This window comes from Rhodanobacter sp. KK11 (assembly GCF_033345435.1).
Taxonomy (GTDB): Bacteria; Pseudomonadota; Gammaproteobacteria; order Xanthomonadales; family Rhodanobacteraceae; genus Rhodanobacter.
Genome location: NZ_JAWPMI010000006.1, coordinates 69224 through 88185, shown reverse-complemented (window position 1 = coordinate 88185; position 18962 = coordinate 69224). Strand labels below are relative to the sequence as shown.

The following is an 18962-nucleotide window of genomic DNA, read 5'->3' as shown; positions in this document are numbered from 1 at the left end:
GTACGCCCCGGCAAAGGATGGTTACCCGCTATTTGAACAGTCCGCACATGGATGTGCGGGGTCTTGCGAGGGATTCGCATCAAATCAGTGCAACCAGCGCAGGTTCGCGTCCGCGCCCGGATGCGGCTCGCCCTGCAGCAGCAGGCGGCCGCCGGCGGCGAGGTTCGCGGCCAGAGCACCGATCGGTACGGAAGCCTTGACGTACAGCAGCACACCGCTGTTCTGCGCACCCAGGGTCTGCACCTGTTTCACCGTGGGGTCGTCCTGCAGTATCGCCACCAGGTTCGCGTAATCCATCGCCGAATCCAGCCCGCTGACCCACAACTTGCCTTCGCTGGGGCCCGCGCCGATCACGTTGAGCTGCTTGCCGAGGCGATCGACCAGGCCGTTGCCGGCGTCATCGAGCAGCGCATCCGCACTCGCGCCCTGGTCGCTCCAGCGCTGCGGCTGGCCGCCGGAGATCAGCGTCCAGTCGGCGCCGCCGTCGCGCAATTTGCCGAGCAGCACCAGCCCGGTGTGGTACTGCCGGTTGACCGCTACCAGGGCAGCCGGGTCGGCGGCGGCGACCCTGGCCAGATCCGGCAGGTCGCCGTCGGGGTAGACCACGTTGGTGCCGCGCGCGGCGGCGGCCGAAGCTAGGCTGGCCAGCGCCGCCTGGTCGAGCAGACGACCATCGCTGCCCTGCACCAGCAGCAGCACCGGCGGCTTGATGCCGGCGCTTTGCACGCCCAGCCTCGACACCAGCCGGCGCACCGAGCCCGGCTCGAATTCCACGTCCAGCACCAGCCCGGTCGCCGCGCGCTGGTACTGGAATTTCTGCACCATCGAACCGGCTTTGCCCAGTGCGTCGGCATAGCCGGCGTTGCTGCGCAGGTCCTGCCCGCCGGCGATCCGCGTCAACACCTGTCCGAGCGCCGTGGCGAACGCCTGGTCACGCTGGGCGTCGCTGGTGTCGGCCACCGGCACCACCACCGCATACGGCGAGCTGGCGACCTGCGCGTGCGACGCCGGCAACGCGGCGAACACCAGCAGCAGGGTGACGATCAACAGGCAGGGCAGGCGCATGGAGGGGCATCTTCCGGGAAAGCTCTGCGGAAGTCTGCCCAATCGCGCCCCCTCCCGTCCATCGCAGCCGTCACCGGCTCGGCACGGCCTGCCGGCAGTCGCGCCACAAGCTGGTAAACTTGCACGTTTCACCCACGCCGGTTTTCGCCATGTCCGATGCCCTTACCTACCGCGCCGCCGGCGTCGACATCGACGCCGGCAATGCCCTGGTCGAACGCATCAAGCCGCTGGTCAAGCGCACCTCGCGCCCCGAGGTGATGGGCGGGCTGGGCGGCTTCGGCGGCCTGTTCGACCTGAGCGGCCGCTACACGGAGCCGGTGCTGGTGTCCGGCACCGACGGCGTCGGCACCAAGCTGAAGCTGGCGCAGACGCTGGGCCGCCACGACACCATCGGCATCGACCTGGTCGGCATGTGCGTCAACGACGTGCTGGTGCAGGGCGCCGAGCCGCTGTTCTTCCTCGATTACTTCGCCACCGGCAAGCTGGACGTGGACACCGCGGTGGCGGTGGTCGGCGGCATCGCGAAAGGCTGCGAGCTGGCCGGCTGCGCGCTGATCGGCGGCGAGACCGCCGAGATGCCGGACATGTACCCGCCGGGCGAATACGACCTGGCCGGCTTCACCGTGGGTGCGGTGGAGAAATCGCGGATGCTGACCGGCGCGGCGATCGTCGCCGGTGACGTGGTGCTGGGCGTGGCCTCCAGTGGCCCGCACTCGAACGGCTACTCGCTGATCCGCAAGATCCTCGAGCGCGCCGGCAATCCGCTCGACCTCGACCTCGGCGGCGTGAAGCTGGTCGACGCGCTGATGGCGCCGACCACGATCTACGTGAAGCCGATGCTGGAATTGCTGGGGGTGCAAAGCGCCGCCATCCACGGCATGGCCCACATCACCGGCGGCGGCCTGAAGGAAAACATCATCCGCGTGGTGCCGGACGGCCTCGGCATCGCGCTGGACGCCTCCGCCATCGCGCTGCCGCCGGTGTTCGACTGGCTGCAGCGCGAAGGCAACGTGGCGCGCGAGGAAATGTGGCGCACGTTCAACTGCGGCGTCGGCTTCAGCGTGATCCTGCCGCCGGGTGCGGTGGCCGGCGCCTCCGCGCTGCTGGCGAAGCACGGCCTGGCCAGCTCGGTGATCGGCGCCATCGTGCCGGCGCAGGGCGACGAGCGCGTGCACATCGGCTGATCCGCTTGGCAACCGCACCCGCCAAGGTCGCCGTGCTCGCCTCCGGGCGCGGCAGCAACCTCGCCGCGCTGCTCGCCGCGCGCACGCGCGGCGAACTGCCGGTCGAGTTCGTGCTGGTCGGCAGCGACAAGGCCGGCGCCGGCGCACTGCGCCTGGCCGAGGCGGCGAACGTCCCCACCCTGGCGCTGGACCCGCGCAGCTACCCGGACCGTCGCGCGTTCGATCTGGACCTGTTCGCCCGCATCGCTGCCAGCGGCGCCGACTGGCTGGTGCTGGCCGGTTTCATGCGCATCCTCGACGGCGAGGCGCTGAAACCATGGGTGGGCCGCATCATCAACATCCACCCCTCGCTGCTGCCGAAGTACCGCGGCCTGCACACCCACCGCCGCGCGCTGGAGGCGGGCGATGCCGAGCACGGCGCCAGCGTGCACTTCGTCACCGCCGAACTGGACGGCGGCCCGGTGATCGCACAGGCACGCCTGGCGATCGAGGCCGGCGACGACGAGGAGCGCCTGGCGCAACGCCTGCTGCCGCTGGAGCATCGGCTGCTGCCCGCCGTACTGGGCCTGCTGGTCGGTGGGCGCCTGCAGTGGAGCGACCAGGCCCCGTGCTTCGACGGCCAGCCGCTGACGGCACCGCTGCGCCTGGGCGCCGACGGCCTGGTTCCTTAAAGCCGGTTCAGCCCGGTCTGGGCAGACTCGGCGCATGACCATCCGCCCCCTGCTTGCTTCCCTGCTCGGCCTCGGCCTGCTGCTGGGCGTCCGCGCGGCCCCCGCTGCCACGCCTCCCGCCTTCACCGCCGTCTACAACGTGTCGCAGGGTGGTCAGCCGATGGGCCAGGCTACGGTGAGCCTGCGCCCGGCCGGCAACGGCGAATGGATCTACCGCAAGGACATCAAGGGCACCGGTGGTCTGGCCGCCCTGCTCGGCGCCAACGTCTCGGAAAGCTCGCGCTTCCGCTGGAAAGGCGACGTGCCCGAGGCCATCAGCTACGACTACCGGCTGCAGGCGGCGGTCAAGCAGAAGCAGCGCCGCCTGGTGGTCGACTGGCCGCAGCACCGCGTGACCGTCGACGAGGGCAAGGGCCCGCAGAGCTATCCGGCCAGCCCCGGCATGGTCGAGCGCAACACCCTGGCGCTGGCGCTGGGCCTGGCCCTGCGCGACGGCAAGCCGCAAGTCGCGCTGCCGGTGGCGGTGCGTCAGGAGGTGCAGGTGCAGCACTTCCGGGTGGTCGGCAAGGAAGCCGTCAGCGTCCCGGCCGGCCATTTCGACGCCGAACGGATCGATCGCACCGACGCCGACCGCGGCTTCAGCGCCTGGTACGCGCCCGAGCGATTCCCGCTGCCGTTGAAACTGTCGCAGCACGATGGCGGCGACATGGTGATGGAACTGGTGAGCTACCGGGTCGACTGAAGCGGAGCCTGGCCGACCTCAGCACAGCAACGGAGCCTCGATCCCTTCCCCTGCCCGCAGGAGGAGGTTGGAGGGGGTAGCTCCGGACCTGCCGAAAGATCAAGAGCCGACCCCACCCCGGCCCTCCCCTGCGATGCAGGGGAGGGGGTACCGCAGAGGGACGCTCAGTTCGGCAGGCGACGGATCTTCGCGCCGAGCACGCCGAGCTTTTCCTCGATGTTCTCGTAGCCGCGGTCGATGTGGTAGACGCGGTCGACCACGGTGTCGCCCTTGGCCACCAACCCGGCCAGCACCAGGCAGGCCGAGGCGCGCAGGTCGGTGGCCATGATCGGCGCGCCGCTCATCTGCGCCACGCCATGCACCACCGCGGTGTTGCCTTCGAGGCGAATGTCGGCACCGAGCCGCTGCAATTCGTGCGCATGCATGAAGCGGTTCTCGAACACCGTCTCGGTGACCACGCCGGTGCCCTCGGCCACGCAATTCAGCGCGGTGAACTGCGCCTGCATGTCGGTCGGAAACGCCGGGTACGGCGCGGTGCTGATGTTGACCGCCCTCGGCCGGCGGCCCCCCATGTCCAGCTCGATCCAGTCGTCGCCGGTGGAGATGTGCGCACCGGCCTCTTCCAGCTTGGCCAGCACGGCGTCCAGCGTGCTGGCGCGGGCGTGCCGCGCACGCACCTTGCCGCCGGTCATCGCCGCGCCGACCAGGAAGGTGCCGGTCTCGATGCGGTCGGGCAGCACTTCGTACTCGGCGCCGTGCAGGCGCTCGACGCCGTGGATGACCATGGTCGAGGTGCCGGCGCCCTCGATCTGCGCCCCCATCGCGGCCAGGCAATGCGCCAGGTCGACCACCTCGGGCTCCTGCGCCGCGTTCTCGATCACCGTGGTGCCGTGTGCCAGGGCTGCGGCCATCATGATGTTCTCGGTGCCGGTGACGGTGACCATGTCCATCACGATGCGCGCGCCCTTCAGCCGCGACGCCTTCGCCTTGATGTAGCCGTTCTCGACCGTGATCTCGGCGCCCAGTGCCTGCAGGCCGCGGATGTGCTGGTCGACCGGACGCGAGCCGATCGCGCAGCCGCCGGGCAGCGACACCTCGGCCTGGCCGAAGCGCGCCACCAGCGGACCGAGCACCAGGATCGAGGCACGCATGGTGCGCACCAGGTCGTACGGCGCCACGCAGGTGCTGGTGGTGCGCGGGTCGACGTGCATCTTCATGCGGTCGTCCAGCACCAGCCGCACGCCCATCTGGCCGAGCAGCTCGATGAAGGTGGTGACGTCGTGCAGGTGCGGCACGTTGCCGATGCTGACCGGCCCATCGGCCAGCAGGCAGCCGGCGAGGATCGGCAGCACGGCGTTCTTGGCGCCGGAAATGGCGACCTCGCCATGGAGCGGCGTACCGCCGCTGATCAGGATTTTGGCCATGGATATTCGGGATTCAGGATGCGGGATGCGGAAAAACGGGAGGCGGGACGTTGGCAGGGTTCGGTTTCGGCGAATCCCGCATCACGAGTCACGAATCCCGGCTTCCTCCGGTGTCAGGGTCTTCAGTGCCAACGCGTGGATCGCACCGCCCATCAGCTCGCCCAGTGTGGCGTAAACCAGCCGGTGCCGCGCCAGCGGCAGCTTGCCGGCGAACTGGCTGGCGATCACGGTAGCCTCGAAATGCACGCCGTCGGCCCCGCTGACCTCGGCCTGGGCGCCGGGCAGGCCGTGCTCGATCATCGCCTGGATGCGGGAAGGGTCCATCGGGAAGGGTTCCATGCGGGAGTCTGGGCAGCCGGTTGCGGATTCCGCTGCAACCGGAACCCATCGCGCAGGCTTATGACGTTAAAATGCGGACCTGCCATGGTAATGGAAATCCGCTGGCACAGAAATGACGGCGGTTCCGGGCCGGCCCTGGCGGGCCGCACGCCGGGATCACCCGGGCATCCGCCCACCCTTCACCGAGCTCCCATGAACGCACGCATCGCCCCATCCGCCCCGATCGAGCTGAACCCGGACGCCATCACCCGCAGCGCACGCACGGTGATCGCCACCGAAGCGGCGGCGGTCGAGGCGCTGGAGTCGCGGATCGGGCCGGCCTTCGTCGAGGCCTGCCGGCTGATCCTGGGCTGTCGTGGCCGCGTGGTGGTCAGCGGCATGGGCAAGTCGGGCCATATCGGGCGCAAGATCGCCGCCACTCTGGCCTCCACCGGCACGCCGGCGTTCTTCGTGCACCCGGGCGAAGCCAGCCACGGCGACCTCGGCATGATCCTGCCGCAGGACGTGGTGCTGGCGATTTCCTATTCCGGCGAGACCGACGAGCTGCTGTTCATCCTGCCGGTGATCAAGCGCCAGGGCATCCCGCTGATCGCCATTACCGGCCACGCGAACTCCTCGCTGGCAATCCAGGCCGACGTGCACCTGGACGGCAGCATCTCCAGCGAAGCCTGTCCGCTGGGCCTGGCGCCGACCACCAGCACCACGGTGGCACTGGTGCTGGGCGACGCGCTGGCGATCGCGCTGCTGGAGGCGCGCGGCTTCACCTCCGACGACTTCGCCCGCTCGCACCCGGCCGGCGCACTGGGCCGGCGCCTGCTGCTGCACATCAGCGACGTGATGCACAGCGGCGACGAGATACCGCGAGTCTCGCCCGACGCCAGCCTTACCGCCGCCCTGGTCGAGATGACCCGCAAGCACCTGGGCATGACCGCCGTGGTCGACGCCGAACAACGCCTGCTCGGCGTGTTCACCGACGGCGACCTGCGCCGCGCACTGGACGACGACGGGGTCGACCTGCGCGGCGCCACCGTGGCCGAACTGATGACCCGCGGCCCGAAGACCATCGGCCCCGACAAGCTGGCGGCCGAAGCGGCGCAACTGATGGAGAAATACCAGATCCACGCGCTGCTGGTGGTCGACGACGGGCAGCACGTGGTCGGCGCGCTGAACATTCACGACCTGCTGCGTGCGCGTGTTGTCTGATGCGGCTTGCCGTATCAGACAAATCAGACACGCCGCTCTTGATCCTGCTCTCCCAGAATCCCGCCCGTGCCCACTGACTATCTGACCAACCTCTCCGCCGACCTGCTCGCCTGCGCCGCGAAGATCCGCCTGGCCGTCTTCGACGTGGACGGCACACTGACCGACGGCCGCCTGTGGTACGGCGAGGACGGCCGCGAGACCAAGGTGTTCCACGTGCACGACGGGCTCGGCCTGAAGCGGCTGCAGGCGAACGGCGTGCAGGTGGCGATCATCACCGCGCGGATCAGCCATCCGGTCGCACTGCGCGCCGAGGAACTGGACATCGCCCACGTCTACCAGGGCCAGGGCGACAAGCGCGCCTGCCTGCTCGAACTGCTCGACGCGCTGCAGCTGGCTCCGGAACAGGCCGCCTTCATCGGCGACGATCTGCCCGACCTGCCGCCCATGCGCATCGCCGGGCTGGCGGTGGCGGTGGCGAACGCGCACCCGTGGGTGGCCGAGGCGGCGCACTGGCAGACCGCACGCGGCGGCGGCATGGGCGCGGCGCGCGAGGTCTGCGACCTGATCCTGCACGCCCAGGGCAAGAGCGTCGCCGAACGGGAGCGCTGGCAGTGAGCCTTCGCCGCTGGCTGCGCGATCGGCGCGTGCCGGCCGCGACCATCGCCATCGCACTCGCCGCGGGCGTGGCCCAGCTGCTGCTGTGGTGGTTCGGGCCGGCGCCGCGGACCAGCGACTTCGTCGGCCCGCCGCGCTCCAGCTACACCCTCAGCGACGCGCGCATGACCGAATTCAACGCCGAGGGGCAACCCAGCTTCCACCTGCAGTCGCCGCATCTGGAGCGCCGCGAGGGCGACGACTCGCTGTACCTCAACGCGCCCACCTTCCAGCTGCCGTCCAAGCAGGCCGGCGTGCCCGACTGGCGGGGCCGCTCGCTGTACGGCTGGGTCAACAAGGACGGCAGCCAGCTCAAGCTGCAGGGTCCGGTGGAGATGCAGCGCGAGGCTTTCGGCGACACGCCGGCGGCGCACATGCAGACCGCCGACGTCACCGCGTGGCCGAAGCAGAACCGGCTGCAAACCGCCGCCCCGGCGCAGATGGTGCAAGGCGGCACTAGAATCAGCGGCGTCGGCATGCGTGCCGACCTCAACGACAAACACCTGGAGTTGCTCGATGACGTCCATGCCACCTTCCCGCCACGCAAGCGCTAGGTTCGCGCTCGCCATCGCAGCGCTTGGCCTGCTCGCGGCGCAGCCGGCACTGGCCAGGAAAAGCGACCGCCAGCAGGAAATGCATGTCGCCGCGAAGAATTTCGACGGCTTCCAGAAGCCGAACAGCGTCAGCACGCTGACCGGCAACGTGGTGATCAGCCAGGGCACGCTGAAGGCCACCGGCGCGCAGGCCAAGGTGTATTTCGACGCCGACAGCCAGATCAGCCGGGTCGTCATCACCGGCAACCCGGCCCACCTGGAGCAGTTGGACGACAGCGGCAACCTGGTGCTGGGCGACGCCGCCACGCTCGACTACGACAACCTCAAGGGCATCGCCGTGCTCAGCGGCAACGCCTCGGTGACCCAGAAGGGCCGCGGCGACGCGCGCGGCGACCGGCTCACCTACAACACCGAGACCAGCGAGATGACCGGCGAGAGCGGCGGCGACGGCCTGGTCCACATGACCTTCAAGCCCAAGACGCCGCCACCCGCCGCCCCGGCGCCGGCCACGAGCAGCCCGGCGCCGCAGGGACACCCGTAACCGATGCTGTCCGCCGAAGGCCTGCAAAAGAGTTTCAAGTCGCGCCAGGTCGTGCGCGACTTCGGCTTCTCGATCCGCGAGGGCGAAGTGGTCGGCCTGCTCGGCCCCAACGGCGCCGGCAAGACCACCTGCTTCTACATGGTGGTCGGCCTGATCGAGGCCGACGCCGGCACGATCAAGCTGGACAAGCTGGACATCACCGGGGCGCCGATGCACGCGCGCGCCCGGCTCGGCATCGGCTACCTGCCGCAGGAGGCGTCGGTGTTCCGCCGGCTCAGCGTGTCCGACAACATCATGGCCGTGCTGGAACTGCGCGACGGCCTCGACGCCCAGCAGCGCAATGCCGAACTGGAAAACCTGCTGGACGAACTGAAGATCGCCCACATCGCCGGACAGAAGGGCATCAGCCTGTCCGGCGGCGAGCGGCGCCGGGTGGAGATCGCCCGCGCACTGGCCGCCAACCCGCGCTACATGCTGCTGGACGAGCCGTTCGCCGGGGTCGACCCGATCTCGGTCGGCGAAATCCAGCGCATCGTGCGGCACCTGAAGGAACGCGGCATCGGCGTGCTGATCACCGACCACAACGTGCGCGAGACGCTGGGCATCTGCGACCGCGCGTACATCCTGAACGAGGGCGAGGTGCTGTCGCGCGGCACTCCCGCGCACATCCTCGCCGACGAGAAAGTGCGCGAGGTCTACCTGGGCCGCGAATTCCGGCTCTGAGAGCCCGCTCCCTTGCCCCGGAGGTACCTGTCACGGCCCGCTCACGGCCGTGGACGCGACTATGGCCGCGTCCACGGGCACGCGTTAGGATTACGAAGCCCCCCCTCGACCAGGCTGGCATGAAACCCGCACTGCAGTTTCGCCTCCACCAGCAGCTGACCCTGACGCCGCAACTGCAGCAGGCGATCCGCCTGTTGCAGCTGTCGCAGCTGGAGCTGGAAGCCGAACTGCGGCAGATCGCCGAGGGCAACCCGCTGCTGGAATTCGCCGAGGAAATCGAGGACGACGAGGCAGCCGAGAGCGCCGAGGCCGAAAGCGAATACCCCAGCGCCGAGGCGGTCGCCGGCAGCAGCAGCGATGACGGCGAGGCGAGCGACTGGTCGGACGGCGGCGGCGTCGCCGAGGCGCCGATCGACTTCTCCAGCAGCAGCGTCGGCAGCAGCAGCGGTTCACGCGGCGAAGACGATTTCGAGCCGCAGAACGCCGCGCCGGAAACCCTGCAGCAGCACCTGCTGTGGCAGCTCAACCTGGCCTCGTTCACCCCGCGCCAGCATCTGATCGCCACCGTGCTGATCGACGCCCTGAACCCCGCCGGCTACCTGGCCGAAGGGCTGGAGGCGATACTCGCCGCGCTGCCGACCGACCTCGACGCCAGCATCGCGGAAATCGAGGAAGTGCGCCGCCGCCTGCAGGGCTTCGATCCCGCCGGCGTGGGCAGCCTGGACCTGCGCGACTGCCTGCGCGTGCAACTGGAACAGTTCGACCCGGACACGCCGCAACGCGAGCTGGCGTTGCGCATCGTCGACGACGAACTCGACCTGCTCGCGCGCAACGACATCGCCCGGCTGGCGCGGCGCCTGCGCGCCAACGAGGACGACGTGGCCGCGGCCGCCGTGCTGATCCGCAGCCTCGACCCGCGCCCCGGCGCAGCACTGGACGCCACTCCGGTGGAATACGTGGCGCCGGACGTCTACGCGCTGCGCGACGGCACCCGCTGGCGGGTCAGCCTGAACCCGGACGCGCAGCCGCGGCTGGGCCTGAACCAGCACTACTGCGGCCTGATCGCCCAGGCCCGCGGCGAGGACGCCAGCTGGATGCGCGGCCAGCTGCAGGAAGCGCGCTGGCTGATCAAGAGCCTGGAATCGCGCGCCGAGACCCTGCTGAAGGTGGCCGAGGCGATCGTGCGGCGGCAGAGCGCGTTCCTCGACTACGGTCCCGAGGCGATGCACCCGCTGGTGCTGCGCGAGGTGGCCGAGGAGGTGGGCATGCACGAATCCACCATCTCGCGCGTCACCACCCGCAAGTACATGCACACGCCGCGCGGCACCTTCGAGCTGAAGTACTTCTTTTCCAGCGGCGTCTCCACCGAGGACGGCGGCAGCGCCTCGGCCACCGCGATCCAGGCCATGCTGCGCAAGCTGATCGACGCCGAGGACCCGCGCAAGCCGTTGTCCGACCTGGCGATCGCCGAGGAACTGCAGCGCAAGGGCATCCAGGTCGCCCGCCGCACCGTCGCCAAATACCGGGAGGGGCTGCGCATCCCCACGTCCAGCGAACGCCAGCGCGCGAGCTGATGGTCGCAGGCTGCGCGGGGAACTTGCTTATCCGGAAAACGCTCCCATACCTGCAGCAGGATGATTGACGATGTGCCGTCGCCGCTCCCGGCCCGGCGCGTCCACCCCGCCGCGAAACGCGGCACTGCACCACCAGAGAGGAGGCGAACCATGCAATTCCAACTCAGCGGCCAGCAGATCGAAGTCACCCCGGCCCTGCGCGACCATGCCACCGCCAAGCTCGACCGCCTTACCCGCCTCGACGACAAATTGAAGAGCCTCGCCATCGTGCTGTCGGTCGACAAGCTGCAGCACCGCGCGGACGGCACCCTGGGCGTGGTCGGCGCCACCCTGCATGCCGAAGCCACCGAAGCCGACATGTATGCCTCCATCGACGTGCTGTTCGACAAACTGGTCAACCAGTTGCGCAAGTACCGCGAAAAGGTCGCCGACAAGCACCAGCGCGAGGCGCGCGAGGAACGCCAGTACGGCTGAAGCGGACGTCCCCGCATCCACCCCGACACGGCCCGCCACGCGCGGGCCGTTGCTTTTCCTGAATACGCCTGCCCGTGCAAGCTGGCACAATGGCCATATCGCCGCAAAGGCCCGCCGGGGCTTGTCCGCGGCGCAAAGGACCGAAGGCTTGGACCGGATCAGCGCACGACAACTCTACGACGGCGTCCACGAACGCATGGCCCTGCGCTGGGTGTCCGGCATGCGCGGGGAATCGCGCATGCTCGAACCGGGCGCGGCGCAGGCGCGGCGGCCGTCGCTGATCGGCTACCTCAACGTCATCTACCCGAACAAGATCCAGATCATCGGCACCGAGGAACTGAACTTCCTCGACGGGCTGGACTCGCGCCAGCGCTGGGAGGTGATGCACAAGATCGCCGCCTACCAGCCGGTGGCGCTGATCGTGACCAAGGACCAGACCGTGCCGGCCGACCTGCGCGAAGTGGCCGAGGAAACCGACACGCCGCTGTGGATCAGCCCCAAGCGCGGACACGAACTGCTGACCTACCTGCAATACCACCTGGCGCGCACGCTGGCGGCGAAGATCACCCTGCACGGCGTGTTCCTGGAAGTGTTCTCGATCGGCGTGCTGATCACCGGCGAGGCCGGCTCCGGCAAGAGCGAGCTGGCGCTGGAACTGATCAGCCGCGGCCACCGGCTGGTCGCCGACGACGCCACCGAATTCACCCTGATCGCGCCGGACGTGATCGACGGCAGTTGTCCCGAACTGCTGCAGGATCTGCTGGAAGTGCGCGGCCTGGGCGTGCTCAACGTGCGCGAGATGTTCGGCCACATGTCGGTGAAGGCCTCCAAGTACCTGCGCCTGGTGGTGCACCTGAAGCCGCTGCGCGACGGCGAGCTCAACCTCGACGCCGGCAGCGACGCGCTGACCCGTCTGACCGGCGACATCGGCCACCGCGAGGTGTTCGACGTGAAGGTACCGATGATCACGATCCCGGTGGCTTCCGGCCGCAACCTGGCGGTACTGGTCGAGGCCGCCGTGCGCAGCCATGCGCTGAAGAGCAAGGGCATCGACCCGGCACAGACCTTCATCGACCGCCAGGCGCACCAGCTGCGCCGACTGCCTCCATGGTGAAAGCATTGAGCGACGACACTTACCCGCCCAGCTCGTTGGTCGATCCGCACGACACCCACCTGATCGTGCTCACCGGCATGTCCGGCGGCGGCAAGACGGTGGCGCTGCGCGCGCTGGAGGACCTGGAGTTCTACTGCGTCGACAACCTGCCGTCGGTGCTGCTGCCGCAACTGGTCGACGCCGCCACCAGCGGCGACCGCCGTGGCCGGCCGCGGCGCATCGCGGTGGGCGTGGACGTGCGCAACCGCGGCACCGACTTCGCGCACATGCCGACCGTGCTGTCGGAACTGGCCGGCGCCGGCGTGCAGGTGCACCTGATCTTCCTGGACTGCCGCGACGAGGTGCTGATCAAGCGCTATTCGGAAACCCGCCGCCGCCACCCGCTGGCCAACCGCGGCGTGTCGCTGGCCGACGCGATCGTCGAGGAGCGCCGGCTGCTGCGCCCGCTGATGGCGATCGCCGAAAAGGTGATCGACTCCAGCGAGCTCAACGTGCACCAGCTGCGCCGGCTGGTCGCTACCGGCTACGCGCAGGCCACCGAGGGGCTGACCCTGATGTTCCAGTCGTTCGCGTTCAAGCGCGGGTTGCCGCTGGACGCGGATTTCGTGTTCGACGCGCGCTGCCTGCCGAACCCGCATTGGCACCCGCGCCTGCGCCCGCTGTCGGGCAAGGACGCGGCGGTACGCGAATTCCTCGACGCCGAACCGCTGGTCGGCGAATACTTCGCCGACACCGCGCGCTGGCTGGACGCCTGGCTGCCGCGCTTCGACCAGGACGACCGCAGCTACGTGACCATCTCGATCGGCTGCACCGGCGGCCGGCACCGCTCGGTGTACCTGGTCGAAAAGCTCGCCGCGCACTACCGCGGCCGGCGCGAGGGCGTGCTCACCTTCCACCGCGAGCTCGACTGATGGCCGCGCCGTCGGCCAGCCCCTCCCGCGCGAGGCCACGGCCATGAGCGTCGGCGTGCTGCTGATGACTCACGAAGCGGTCGGCCAGGCGCTGATCTCCGCCGCGCAGCACGTGATGCCGCGGCTGCCGCTGCGGGTCGACGCAGTGGAGGTGCCGCCGCAGGCCGACCCCGACGTGATGCGCGCGCTCACCGCGCGCCACGCGCGCGAACTCGACCAGGGCGAAGGCGTACTGGTGCTGGCCGACCTGTACGGCGCCACGCCGTGCAACATCGGCCTCTCGCTGGGCGCGCTCGGCGTGCACCTGCGCTGCGTCTCCGGCCTCAACCTGCCGATGCTGCTGCGCGTACTCAACTATGCGGAAAAACCACTGGACGAACTGGCCGAGATCGCGGCCAGTGGTGGCCGCGGAGGAATCTTCATCGACCATGCTTGAAAAGGAGATCGTCATCACCAACCGGCTGGGTCTGCACGCCCGCGCCTCGGCCAAGCTGGTACAACTGGTGCAGGGTTTCAAAGCCACCGTGCACCTGGTCAGCAAGGGCCGCGAAGTGAACGCACAGAGCATCATGGGCGTGATGATGCTGGCCGCCGGCCTCGGCAGCCCGCTGACCGTCCGCGTGGACGGCCCCGACGAGGAAGCCGCGCTGGCCGCGGTGGTCGAGCTGTTCGAGCGCAAGTTCGACGAGGGAGCATGATGGACACGGGACCCGGGAGTCGGAAGTCGGGAATCGGCAAAACCGGCGGCATGCAGCCGACGGCGAACCGCCTGCCCGCGCGCGCCGCGCACCGGCACATCCCCGACGACCGCAGGGAAGTCCCCTCGCCGGGCTCCCGACTCCCGGCTCATGGCTCGGCGAGCGGCTGCAAATGAGGCACGTCCTCACCGGTACCGTCGCCGCCCACGGCATGGCCCTCGGCCGCGCGCGGTTGGTGCAGCCCAGTCGCTATGCGGTCGATACCCGCCCGCTGGCCGAGGACGAGATCGAGAACGAGCTGGCGAAGTTGCACCAGGCGCTGGACACCGCGCGGCAGGAGCTGCGCGAACTGCGCGGCAAGCTGCATGGCGCGCTGGCGCGCGAGGTCAACGAATTCATCGACGCGCACAGTCTGCTGCTGGACGACGCCGAACTGCTGCGCGGGCTGGACGACCTGGTCAGGATCGGCCACTACCGTCCCGGTGCCGCGCTGAAGAAGCAACGCGACCGCCTGTCCGCCGTGTTCGAGGCGATGGACGACCCCTACCTGCGCAGCCGCAAGGAAGACGTCGAGCAGGTGATCAACCGGGTGATCTCCGCGCTGCAGCGACAGACCAGCCCGGAGGAACGCAAACTGGCCGCGCGCGTGGGCGAGATCCTGATCGCCGACTCGATCGCCCCGGCCGACATGGCGCAGCTGGCCGGCAACGGCCTGCTCGGCGTGGTCGCCAGTTCCGGCAGCGCGTACTCGCACAGCGCGATCCTGGCGCGCAGCCTCGGCCTGCCGATGCTGGTGGGCACCCGCGACGCGCTGTCGAACATCCACGACGACGACCTGATCCTGCTCGACGCCGAACGCGGCGAGGCGATCGTGCACCCGGCCGCGCAGGATTTGTCGCGCTACCGCGCCTGGCAGCGCGAGGCGGCCATCGAGGGCCGGCGCCTGGACAAGCTGGCCAACGCGCCCACGCGCACCCGCGACGGCGTCGAGATCGCCCTGCTGGCGAACGCCGAAACCCCGGCCGATGTGGCCATGGCGCGCGCCCGCGGCGCCGACGGCGTAGGCCTGTACCGCACCGAATTCCTGTTCCTCAAGCACAAGGGCCTGCCGTCGGAAGACGAGCAGTTCATCGCCTACCGCGACCTGGTGATGGGCATGGGCGGTCTGCCGGTGACCATCCGCACGCTGGATCTGGGCGCCGACAAGGCCGACGCCGCCGGGCTCATCCTGCGCGGCGAGGACAACCCGGCGCTCGGCGTGCGCGGCGTGCGCCTGTCGCTGCGCTACCCGGCAGTGTTCACTACCCAGATCCGCGCGATCCTGCGCGCCGCCTGCTACGGCCCGGTGCGCGTGCTGGTGCCGATGGTGACCCAGCCGGACGAGCTGATCGCGGTGCGTACGCTGTTCAAGCTGGCGCGGCAGGAGCTCAAGCGCGAAGCCATCGACCTGCCGGAGAAGCTGCCGCTGGGCGCGATGATCGAGGTGCCGGCGGCCGCGATCAACGTGCGCGCGCTGCTGGAGCACGCCGACTTCCTGGCGATCGGCACCAACGACCTGGCCCAGTACGTGCTCGCCGCCGACCGCGGCAACGACGCGCTGGACAACATCTACAACCCGCTGCAGCCGGCGCTGCTGCGGCTGATCTCGCACGTGCTCGGCGCCGGCCGCCGTGCGAGGAAACCGGTCAGCCTGTGCGGCGAGATCGCCGGCGACGTGAACTTCACCGCACTGCTGCTGCTGCTCGGCCTCGACCAGTTCAGCATGCACCCGGCGCAGATCCTGCAGGTACGCGACCGCCTCGCCGCGCTCGACCACGCCAACCTGCGCCGCCACGCCGCGCAGCTGCTGCGCGCGCATACCCACGAGCAGGCCGAGGCGATGCTGAGCGATATCGTGGGCGCAGCCGCCCCGCACTGAAACCCGGGCTCGTCTCCGCCTCGTCACGAATCGTTTCGCTGCGCTTTACATTTGCGGGCGCAATCTTCGCGGTTCAGGGGAATCAGCTGCGTGCACGCTCTTCGCCGCCCGGAATCCGGCACGACAGCTCCGCATCTCATCGAACCGATCCACGGCCATGGGGAGTGTCATCATGAACAAGTCACTTGTCGCTGTTCTTCTGGGCGTGCTGCTGGGGGCATTCCTGATGCCCTCGCCGGCCACCGCGCAGAGCGCCTTCGACGGCACCTGGAAGATCGACCTGAAACAGGTGCACACGCCGAAGAAGCCCGACGTCATGCTGCTGCAGGACGGCATGTACCACTGCAAGACCTGCGCTCCGCCGATCACCGTCAAGGCCGACGGCAGCGACCAGCCGGTCAGCGGCCATCCGTACTTCGACACGCTGGCGGTGAAGGTCGTCGACGACCATACCATCCAGGAGACGACGAAGAAGGGCGGCAAGGTCATCTCGACCTCGACCACCACCGTGGCCGGCGACGGCAAGACGGCAACTTTCGAGTTCACCGAAAACCGCGACAGCAGCGCCGAACCGGTCACCGGCAACGGCACCATGCAGCGCGTGGCGAAGGGACCGGCCGGCGCGCACGCGATCTCCGGCTCGTGGCGCACCGAGAGCTACGGCAGCGTCTCGGACAACGCGCTCACCCGCAGCTACACGGTCGACGGCGACACCCTCAGCATGAGCTCGCCGACTGGCGAGTCGTACAGCGCGAAGATGGACGGCAGCGACGCCCCCTACAAGGGCGATCCGGGCACGACCAGCGTCTCGGTGAAGAAGCTCGGCCAGCACGTCATGCAGGAAACCGACAAGCGCGACGGCAAGGTCATCAGCGTGGCGAAGATGACCGTCGCCGCGGACGGCAAGAGCATGACCATCGCGATCGACGACAAGCTGCATGGCAGCCACATGTCGTTCGTGGCGATGAAGCAATAGACCGGCACGCGCGCAGGCCAGGGACGGCCTGCCGCCGGCTCAGCGGCTACGATCGAAGTCGACCCCGTCGAGGAACGCATCCAGCAGTGCGCCGCGGTATTTGCGCCGGTGCAGCAGCAGCGCGAGCTTGCGGTGCAGGTCGAGGAATGGTGTTTTCAACGCCTTCAGCCGTCCGGTCGCCAGCGCATCGGTGACCGCCACCGCCGGCAGGCAGGCAATGCCCAGCCCGGCCACCACCGCCTGCTTGATCGCCTCGATCTGGTCCAGTTCCAGCACGGTTTCGCCGGGCGGCAACTGCGCCAGCACGCGCTCGCTGGTGGCGCGCGTGGCCGAGCCGGGCTCGCGCAGCACCCAGCGCGCGCCGGCGAAATCGGCGGGCTTCAGGCCGCGCTTGCGCGCCAGCGGATGTTCCGGCGGCGCGCATACCACCAGCCGGTCGTCGCGCCACGGCCGCACTTCCAGCAGCGGGTGCGCCACCGGCCCTTCGACGCAGCCGACGTCCAGACTGTGCTCGAGCATGGCGGCGGCGATCGTCTCGGTATTCGCCACGCGCAGGCGGATCGCCACCTGCGGGTGCGCGCGCACGAAATCGCCGAGCAGTTCGCCGACCAGGTAATTGCCCACCGTATTGCTGGCGCCGATGCGCAGCTCGCCGGAAAGCGCCGCGCCTTCCTCGCGCCCGCGGCGGCCGAATTCCGCGTGCCGCTCCAGCAGCTCCTGCGCCAGCGGCAGCAGTTCGCGGCCACGCGCATTCAGGCGCAAGCGGCCGCGCTCGCGGTCGAACAGCGGCGCGTCCAGCTGCCGTTCCATCTCCGCCAACGCCATGCTGGCCGCCGGCTGGGTCAGGTGCAGCCGCTCGGCGGCGGCACGCACGCTGCCGTGCAGCGCGATCTGCACGAACACGTCCAACTGGCGCGGGCTGATGTTGACCATCAGCCTATCTTATACATCCGATCATATATTCCAAATTTTCCTGATTGATGCACAAGCGGACAATGGCGCGATTGCCGGAGCCCATGCATGACCGCGTCGTCCATCGCCACCCTTGTCCACCCCACGCTGCGCATGCGCGCACCGGGCCTGTTGCTGGCGACAGGCATCGGCCTGCTGGCGCTGCTGCTGGGGCGCTGGGCACCGCTGATCGGCGGGCCGGTGATCGGCATCGTGCTGGGCATTCTCGTGCGCAACCTGCTGTCGCCGGGCGAGCGCTGGAACCCCGGCATCGCGTTCGCCGGCAAGAAGGTGCTGCAGTGGTCGATCATCGCGCTGGGTTTCGGACTCAGCCTGAGCCAGGTCGCGAAGACCGGCCTCGAATCGCTGTCGGTGACCCTGGTCACGATGAGCGTGGCCTTCCTTGCCGCCTGGCTGCTCGGCCGCTGGCTCGGCGTGCACGACAAGCTGATGGTGCTGATCGGCGTGGGCACCGCGATCTGCGGCGGCTCGGCGATCGCCGCGGTGACCCCGATCATCCGCCCGGACGACCACGACACCGCGTTCGCGATCTCCACCATCTTCCTGTTCAACCTGGTCGCGGTGCTGGTCTTTCCGCCGCTCGGCCACCTGATGAACCTGTCCGACCTTGGCTTCGGCCTGTGGGCCGGCACCGCGATCAACGACACCTCGTCGGTGGTCGCCGCGGGCTACAGCTACAGCCACGCCGCCGGCGACTACGCCACCATCGTCAAGCTGACCCGCGCCACCCTGATCATCCCGGTCTGCCTGGCACTCGCCTTGGTGGTCGCCGCGCGCGAGAAGCGCCGGCATGCCGCAGCAGGCAGCACAAGCAAGTTCAGCCTCGCCCGCATCTTCCCGTGGTTCATCCTGTGGTTCCTGGTCGCCTCGGCGGTGCGCACCGCCGGCCTGATCCCCGTGGCGATCCAGCCGGCGATCCACCTGCTGGCCGAGTTCCTGATCATCGTGGCACTCACCGCGATCGGCCTGTCCGCCAACCTGCGCAAGATGGCCGCCAGCGGCGCGCGGCCGATCCTGCTGGGATTGGGCGTGTGGATCGCGGTCGCGGTCAGCAGCCTGGTGGTGCAATTGGTGGTCGGGCGGTTGTGAGTGCAGGCGCCGGGGAAGCGGAACGGCAAGAGCAGCTCCTTCCGCCTTGCATGGCGTTCCTGCGGCATGCCTGCGGACCGGCTTCGCCGTTCGCCTCGGCATCCTGCCTTCGCAGTCAGCACCTTCCCCAGCCGGC

The 18962-nt window shown here is 69.3% G+C and carries 21 protein-coding genes; 17 read left to right on the top strand and 4 right to left on the bottom strand.

From position 1 onward, the window contains the following. Nucleotides 1–84: 84 nt before the first annotated feature. Complete coding sequence (locus tag R5H19_RS17190; RefSeq protein WP_318160284.1) at nucleotides 85–1065, bottom strand: DUF2066 domain-containing protein; 981 nt, start codon at nucleotides 1063–1065, stop codon at nucleotides 85–87. 149 nt (nucleotides 1066–1214) lie between these two features. Here R5H19_RS17190 and purM point away from each other — a divergent pair, with 149 nt between their 5' ends. The 3 genes from purM to R5H19_RS17175 are packed head-to-tail and all read left to right on the top strand — an operon-like array spanning nucleotide 1215 to nucleotide 3662. After that, the gene (gene purM / locus R5H19_RS17185) at nucleotides 1215–2249 is read left to right on the top strand and encodes a phosphoribosylformylglycinamidine cyclo-ligase (protein WP_318160283.1); all 1035 of its coding nucleotides are present in this window, start codon (nucleotides 1215–1217) and stop codon (nucleotides 2247–2249) included. Between the two features lie 5 nt (nucleotides 2250–2254). Continuing rightward, nucleotides 2255–2920 (top strand): phosphoribosylglycinamide formyltransferase, encoded by a 666-nt coding sequence (gene purN, locus R5H19_RS17180; protein ID WP_318160282.1) that lies wholly within the window; start codon nucleotides 2255–2257, stop codon nucleotides 2918–2920. A 34-nt stretch (nucleotides 2921–2954) separates the two neighbouring features. Further along, nucleotides 2955–3662, top strand: coding sequence for a DUF3108 domain-containing protein (locus R5H19_RS17175; RefSeq protein WP_318160281.1), 708 nt, complete (start codon nucleotides 2955–2957; stop codon nucleotides 3660–3662). Nucleotides 3663–3826: 164 nt separating this feature from the next. Here R5H19_RS17175 and murA read toward each other — a convergent pair whose 3' ends face one another. Both murA and R5H19_RS17165 read right to left on the bottom strand, forming a co-directional pair. Next, nucleotides 3827–5086: a UDP-N-acetylglucosamine 1-carboxyvinyltransferase gene (gene murA / locus R5H19_RS17170; RefSeq protein ID WP_318160280.1), complete on the bottom strand. Its 1260-nt coding sequence runs from the start codon at nucleotides 5084–5086 to the stop codon at nucleotides 3827–3829. 81 nt (nucleotides 5087–5167) lie between these two features. Continuing rightward, entirely contained in the window at nucleotides 5168–5410 is a 243-nt protein-coding gene (locus tag R5H19_RS17165; RefSeq protein WP_318160279.1) for a BolA/IbaG family iron-sulfur metabolism protein, read from the bottom strand. 207 nt (nucleotides 5411–5617) lie between these two features. Between R5H19_RS17165 and R5H19_RS17160 the strand changes: the two genes are divergently transcribed. From R5H19_RS17160 to R5H19_RS17100, 13 genes are all read left to right on the top strand, one after another. After that, entirely contained in the window at nucleotides 5618–6628 is a 1011-nt protein-coding gene (locus R5H19_RS17160) for a KpsF/GutQ family sugar-phosphate isomerase (RefSeq protein ID WP_318160278.1), read from the top strand. A gap of 66 nt (nucleotides 6629–6694) precedes the next feature. Continuing rightward, a complete protein-coding gene (locus R5H19_RS17155; RefSeq protein WP_318160277.1) occupies nucleotides 6695–7243 on the top strand; it encodes an HAD hydrolase family protein in 549 nt (182 codons plus the stop codon). Next, nucleotides 7240–7836, top strand: coding sequence for an LPS export ABC transporter periplasmic protein LptC (lptC, locus tag R5H19_RS17150; protein ID WP_318160276.1), 597 nt, complete (start codon nucleotides 7240–7242; stop codon nucleotides 7834–7836). The genes R5H19_RS17155 and lptC overlap by 4 nt, the downstream gene beginning before the upstream one ends. Next, nucleotides 7799–8377, top strand: a complete 579-nt coding sequence (gene lptA, locus R5H19_RS17145; RefSeq protein WP_318160275.1) for a lipopolysaccharide transport periplasmic protein LptA — start codon at nucleotides 7799–7801, stop codon at nucleotides 8375–8377. The genes lptC and lptA overlap by 38 nt, the downstream gene beginning before the upstream one ends. A gap of 3 nt (nucleotides 8378–8380) precedes the next feature. Next, entirely contained in the window at nucleotides 8381–9100 is a 720-nt protein-coding gene (lptB, locus tag R5H19_RS17140) for an LPS export ABC transporter ATP-binding protein (protein ID WP_318160274.1), read from the top strand. A 119-nt stretch (nucleotides 9101–9219) separates the two neighbouring features. After that, complete coding sequence (locus R5H19_RS17135; protein WP_318160273.1) at nucleotides 9220–10674, top strand: RNA polymerase factor sigma-54; 1455 nt, start codon at nucleotides 9220–9222, stop codon at nucleotides 10672–10674. A gap of 150 nt (nucleotides 10675–10824) precedes the next feature. Next, nucleotides 10825–11148 (top strand): ribosome-associated translation inhibitor RaiA, encoded by a 324-nt coding sequence (gene raiA, locus R5H19_RS17130; protein WP_318160272.1) that lies wholly within the window; start codon nucleotides 10825–10827, stop codon nucleotides 11146–11148. A gap of 148 nt (nucleotides 11149–11296) precedes the next feature. Then, entirely contained in the window at nucleotides 11297–12262 is a 966-nt protein-coding gene (hprK, locus tag R5H19_RS17125) for an HPr(Ser) kinase/phosphatase (RefSeq protein WP_318160271.1), read from the top strand. A gap of 5 nt (nucleotides 12263–12267) precedes the next feature. Next, a complete protein-coding gene (gene rapZ, locus R5H19_RS17120; protein WP_318160422.1) occupies nucleotides 12268–13173 on the top strand; it encodes an RNase adapter RapZ in 906 nt (301 codons plus the stop codon). Nucleotides 13174–13216: 43 nt separating this feature from the next. Further along, complete coding sequence (locus tag R5H19_RS17115; RefSeq protein WP_318160270.1) at nucleotides 13217–13609, top strand: PTS fructose IIA subunit family protein; 393 nt, start codon at nucleotides 13217–13219, stop codon at nucleotides 13607–13609. Then, nucleotides 13602–13871 (top strand): HPr family phosphocarrier protein, encoded by a 270-nt coding sequence (locus R5H19_RS17110; RefSeq protein WP_318160269.1) that lies wholly within the window; start codon nucleotides 13602–13604, stop codon nucleotides 13869–13871. Before R5H19_RS17115 ends, R5H19_RS17110 begins: the two co-directional genes overlap by 8 nt. A 172-nt stretch (nucleotides 13872–14043) precedes the next feature. Then, entirely contained in the window at nucleotides 14044–15789 is a 1746-nt protein-coding gene (gene ptsP, locus R5H19_RS17105) for a phosphoenolpyruvate--protein phosphotransferase (RefSeq protein WP_318160268.1), read from the top strand. A 172-nt stretch (nucleotides 15790–15961) separates the two neighbouring features. Next, entirely contained in the window at nucleotides 15962–16765 is an 804-nt protein-coding gene (locus R5H19_RS17100; RefSeq protein ID WP_318160267.1) for a hypothetical protein, read from the top strand. Between the two features lie 39 nt (nucleotides 16766–16804). Here the strand turns inward: R5H19_RS17100 and R5H19_RS17095 are convergent, their stop codons facing one another. Then, on the bottom strand, nucleotides 16805–17698 hold the full coding sequence (locus tag R5H19_RS17095) for a LysR family transcriptional regulator (RefSeq protein WP_318160266.1): 894 nt from the start codon (nucleotides 17696–17698) through the stop codon (nucleotides 16805–16807). A gap of 87 nt (nucleotides 17699–17785) precedes the next feature. Here R5H19_RS17095 and R5H19_RS17090 point away from each other — a divergent pair, with 87 nt between their 5' ends. Continuing rightward, on the top strand, nucleotides 17786–18826 hold the full coding sequence (locus R5H19_RS17090; protein ID WP_318160265.1) for a putative sulfate exporter family transporter: 1041 nt from the start codon (nucleotides 17786–17788) through the stop codon (nucleotides 18824–18826). Nucleotides 18827–18962: the final 136 nt, after the last annotated feature.

Coding starts and splice junctions, on each gene's coding strand:
- R5H19_RS17175 (WP_318160281.1), top strand. CDS start 2,955: ATGACCATCCGCCCCCTGCTTGCTTCCCTGCTCGGCCTCGGCCTGCTG.
- R5H19_RS17110 (WP_318160269.1), top strand. CDS start 13,602: ATGCTTGAAAAGGAGATCGTCATCACCAACCGGCTGGGTCTGCACGCC.
- lptA (WP_318160275.1), top strand. CDS start 7,799: ATGACGTCCATGCCACCTTCCCGCCACGCAAGCGCTAGGTTCGCGCTC.
- R5H19_RS17115 (WP_318160270.1), top strand. CDS start 13,217: ATGAGCGTCGGCGTGCTGCTGATGACTCACGAAGCGGTCGGCCAGGCG.
- murA (WP_318160280.1), bottom strand. CDS start 5,086: ATGGCCAAAATCCTGATCAGCGGCGGTACGCCGCTCCATGGCGAGGTC.
- R5H19_RS17165 (WP_318160279.1), bottom strand. CDS start 5,410: ATGGACCCTTCCCGCATCCAGGCGATGATCGAGCACGGCCTGCCCGGC.
- R5H19_RS17190 (WP_318160284.1), bottom strand. CDS start 1,065: ATGCGCCTGCCCTGCCTGTTGATCGTCACCCTGCTGCTGGTGTTCGCC.
- lptB (WP_318160274.1), top strand. CDS start 8,381: ATGCTGTCCGCCGAAGGCCTGCAAAAGAGTTTCAAGTCGCGCCAGGTC.
- R5H19_RS17135 (WP_318160273.1), top strand. CDS start 9,220: ATGAAACCCGCACTGCAGTTTCGCCTCCACCAGCAGCTGACCCTGACG.
- R5H19_RS17160 (WP_318160278.1), top strand. CDS start 5,618: ATGAACGCACGCATCGCCCCATCCGCCCCGATCGAGCTGAACCCGGAC.
- R5H19_RS17095 (WP_318160266.1), bottom strand. CDS start 17,698: ATGGTCAACATCAGCCCGCGCCAGTTGGACGTGTTCGTGCAGATCGCG.
- ptsP (WP_318160268.1), top strand. CDS start 14,044: ATGAGGCACGTCCTCACCGGTACCGTCGCCGCCCACGGCATGGCCCTC.
- raiA (WP_318160272.1), top strand. CDS start 10,825: ATGCAATTCCAACTCAGCGGCCAGCAGATCGAAGTCACCCCGGCCCTG.
- R5H19_RS17090 (WP_318160265.1), top strand. CDS start 17,786: ATGACCGCGTCGTCCATCGCCACCCTTGTCCACCCCACGCTGCGCATG.
- purM (WP_318160283.1), top strand. CDS start 1,215: ATGTCCGATGCCCTTACCTACCGCGCCGCCGGCGTCGACATCGACGCC.
- R5H19_RS17100 (WP_318160267.1), top strand. CDS start 15,962: ATGAACAAGTCACTTGTCGCTGTTCTTCTGGGCGTGCTGCTGGGGGCA.